Annotated in this window: 3 protein-coding genes; 2 read left to right on the forward strand and 1 reads right to left on the reverse strand. The window is 57.5% G+C overall.

The window, feature by feature from the left end; genetic code table 11:
• Nucleotides 1-836 (forward strand): ATP-binding domain-containing protein (locus DEO48_RS06055; protein WP_181366973.1); only part of this gene is annotated, 836 nt, incomplete at its 5' end.
• A gap of 54 nt (nucleotides 837-890) precedes the next feature.
• Here DEO48_RS06055 and argA read toward each other — a convergent pair.
• Complete coding sequence (argA, locus tag DEO48_RS06060; RefSeq protein ID WP_023309037.1) at nucleotides 891-2,222, reverse strand: amino-acid N-acetyltransferase; 1,332 nt, start codon at nucleotides 2,220-2,222, stop codon at nucleotides 891-893.
• Between the two features lie 227 nt (nucleotides 2,223-2,449).
• On the opposite strand from argA, the gene amiC reads away from it, so the two are divergent.
• Nucleotides 2,450-3,703: an N-acetylmuramoyl-L-alanine amidase AmiC gene (amiC, locus tag DEO48_RS06065; RefSeq protein ID WP_023309036.1), complete on the forward strand. Its 1,254-nt coding sequence runs from the start codon at nucleotides 2,450-2,452 to the stop codon at nucleotides 3,701-3,703.
• The last annotated feature ends 162 nt before the right edge of the window (nucleotides 3,704-3,865 follow it).

Genomic DNA, 3,865 nt, shown 5'->3' on the forward strand with positions numbered 1-3,865 from the left:
CCCGTCTCACCGGATGTTCGCTCACGTCTGAAAACCATTCGCTTGCGGGGGCGCTGCGCGACAGCCTGTGTCTGCTGCAAAAAAGCTACCGTTTCGGCAGCGACTCCGGCATCGGCCAGCTTGCGGCGGCGGTGAACCGGGGCGACCGGCGCACCACCACTGCGGTGTTTGACGGTACCTTTACGGATATAGAGAAAAAATCGCTGCAAAGCGGGGAAGAGTATCAGGCGATGCTTGACGACGCCCTGCAGGGGTACCAGCACTTTCTGACGGGCGTACAACAGCAAAGTACGCCGGAGCAGGTCATTGCCGCGTTTGGCGAGTATCAGCTGCTCTGTGCGCTGAGGGAAGGCCCTTTTGGCGTTCGGGGTCTGAACGACAGGCTGGAACAGCTGCTGGCGCAAAAACGCAAAATTAACCGTACCCCGCACTCGCGCTGGTATGAAGGGCGGCCGGTGATGATCTCCCGCAACGACAGCGCGCTGGGATTGTTTAACGGGGATATCGGGATTGCGCTCGACTGCGGTCAGGGCCTGCGCGTCTGGTTCCAGATGCCGGACGGGACCGTGAAGTCCTTCCAGCCGAGCCGTTTGCCCGAGCATGAAACCGCATGGGCAATGACGGTGCATAAATCTCAGGGCTCCGAGTTTAACCATGCGGCGCTGATCCTGCCCACGCAGCTTTCACCCGTCGTTACCCGCGAGCTGATCTATACCGCCATTACGCGCGCGCGTCAGCGCCTGTCGCTCTATACCGATGAACGGGTGCTGGTACAGGCGATCGCCACCCGAACGGAACGCCGAAGCGGGCTGGGCGCGATATTTGAGTCACTCTGAACAACGCCAGACATCCAGGCCGGGTACGCGCAGCGCGACCCGGCAAGCGTTGTATTATCCCAGGTCAGCCATCAGCACCTTTGAACGACGCTGATAGTTGTACATCTCTTTCTTCGTTTCCGGCAGAGAATCGATATCCACCGGTGTGAATCCGCGTTCCTGGAACCAGTGAATGCTGCGCGTCGTCAGGACGAATAGCTTGCTTAGCCCCATCTGGCGCGCCTGCGCCGCCACGCGTTCAAGCAGCATTTCGCCGCGTGAAGAGCTACGGTAATCAGGATGCACCGCTACGCAGGCCATTTCACCGATCTTCTCTTCCGGGAACGGATAGAGCGCGGCGCAGGCAATGGTCAGGTTATCGCGCTGAATAATGGTGAATTTGTCGATCTCCATCTCCAGCTGTTCGCGTGAGCGACGCACCAGAATGCCCTGCTGTTCCAGCGGGCGGATCAGCTCCAGAATGCCGCCGATGTCATTAATGGTGGCGCGGCGGATCTGCTCCGCACTCTCCATCACAATCTGCGTACCAATACCGTCGCGGGAGAACAGCTCCTGGAGCAGGGCCCCGTCTTCCTGATAGCTGATCAGGTGGCTGCGGCGCACGCCGCTGCGGCAGGCCTTCACGGCGCCACGCAGGAAGCGGACGGTGCCGGAGTGGTAATCACCTTCGGCTTCCAGCGCTTCCACGCGGGCCTGGGCTTCATTCGGGAAGAGTTCCGGTACGATTGTTCCTTCAGCGTCCACGACGCCCTGGGAGGAGCAGAACCCAATCATTTTTTCCGCCTTCAGCTTGATCGCCAGCTGCGTGGCGATCTCTTCGGACGTCAGGTTAAAGCTTTCGCCGGTCACGGAAACGGCGACCGGGCCCATCAGCACGATGGCACCGCTGTCCAGCTGGCGGTGAATAGCTTCCTCATCAATACGACGGATACGGCCGCTGTGGCAGTAATCCACGCCATCGTCCACGCCGAGCGGCTGGGCAATGATGAAGTTGCCGCTCACGACGTTGATATGCGCCCCCTGCAGCGGCGTATTGTTCAGGCTCATGGACAGGCGAGCGGTAATATCCAGCTGCAGCAGACCCGCCGCCTGTTTCACCAGCTCCAGGGTTTTGGCATCGGTGACGCGGGTGTGTTTGTGGTAAATCGGCTCGTGGTGGTGAGCGGCCAGGTTGGCGTCGATCTGCGGACGCGCGCCATACACCACCACCAGGCGGATCCCGAGGCTGTGCAGCAGGCCAATGTCATTGACGATGCTGGAAAAATTTTCATGCTCAATGGCTTCGCCGCCAAGCATGATGACAAACGTTTTTCCCCGATGGGCGTTGATATAGGGAACAGAATGGCGGAATCCCTGGACCAGTTCGGTTCTACGTTCCTTCACCATGGCACAACCCTTAATGAATGTTTATTCGTAATTTCTGTATTTTTATTCGATTATAGCCACGTGTGCAAGTGCAAATTTTCCGCGACCCACAGAAATTGGTAAGTAATCCGTGCGTTAGCGTATGATTGTTTACCCTTTTATAGATGACAGTTTATGCGTCATTCGTTAAAGTTTTCGGTCAATTTGGACATTTTGTATATCAGTCAGTGTTCTTGCTCGGGAGAAGCATGTCGGGATCCAATTCAGCAATAAGCCGCCGCCGTTTGTTAAAAGGGGCCGGGGCAATGTGGTTGCTTAGCGTCAGTCAGGTCGGTCTTGCCGCCACCAGTCAGGTGGTGGCGGTGCGCGTCTGGCCGTCGTCGACCTATACGCGCGTGACGGTCGAATCCAATCGCGTGCTGAAATATAAGCAATTTGCCCTCAGCAACCCGGAACGCGTGGTGGTGGATCTCGAAGGCGTTAACCTCAACTCCGTGCTGAAAGGGATGGCGGCGCAGATCCGCGGCGACGATCCGTTTATTAAATCGGCGCGCGTCGGGCAGTTCGATCCGCAAACCGTGCGCATGGTGTTTGAGCTTAAACAGAACGTTAAGCCGCAGCTGTTCGCCCTGGCGCCCGTCGCGACGTTTAAAGAGCGCCTGGTGATGGATCTCTACCCGGCCAACGCAACGGATATTCAGGATCCGCTTCTTGCCCTGCTGGAGGATTACAACAAGGGCGACTTGCAGCGTCAGGTTCCACCTGCGCAAAGCGGTCCGCAGCCGGGGAAAGCAGGGCGCGATCGTCCGATTGTGATCATGCTCGATCCCGGACACGGCGGTGAAGACTCCGGCGCGGTGGGGAAATACCGCACGCGTGAAAAAGACGTGGTGCTGCAAATTGCCCGCCGCCTGAAGGCGTTGATTGATAAAGAAGGTAATATGCGCGCCTATATGACGCGCAATGAAGATATCTTTATTCCGCTGAAGGTCCGGGTGGCGAAAGCGCAGAAACAGCGCGCCGATTTGTTCGTGTCGATCCATGCGGATGCCTTTACCAGCCGCCAGCCAAGCGGCTCGTCGGTGTTCGCGCTCTCAACCAAAGGCGCGACCAGTACCGCAGCAAGATATCTGGCTGACACCCAGAACGCCTCTGACCTGATTGGCGGCGTGAGCAAAAGCGGTGACCGCTACGTCGACCACACTATGTTCGATATGGTGCAGTCGCTGACCATTAACGACAGCCTGAAGTTTGGTAAAGCGGTGCTGGGCAAGCTGGGCAACATCAATAAGCTGCATAAAAACAGCGTTGAACAGGCCGGGTTTGCGGTACTCAAGGCACCGGATATCCCGTCCATTCTGGTCGAAACCGCGTTTATCAGTAACGTCGAAGAGGAGCGTAAGCTCAAGACGGCAAAATTCCAGCAGGAGGTTGCGGAGTCGATTCTGGCGGGGATACGGGCGTATTTCTCTGACGGGGCGACGCTGGCGCGACGCGGATAACGCTTTCAGCCGGGTAAACGCCCGGCAAATTCACAAACGACAGATACAAAAAAACACCCTTGAGGGTGTTTATTGTTTTCAGAAGTGTTGGTTGCGGGGGCCGGATTTGAACCGACGACCTTCGGGTTATGAGCCCGACGAGCTACCAGGCTGCTCCACCCC

The sequence above is a fragment of the Enterobacter sp. CGMCC 5087 genome (genome assembly GCF_003144775.1).
Classification (GTDB): domain Bacteria; phylum Pseudomonadota; class Gammaproteobacteria; order Enterobacterales; family Enterobacteriaceae; genus Enterobacter; species Enterobacter cloacae_M.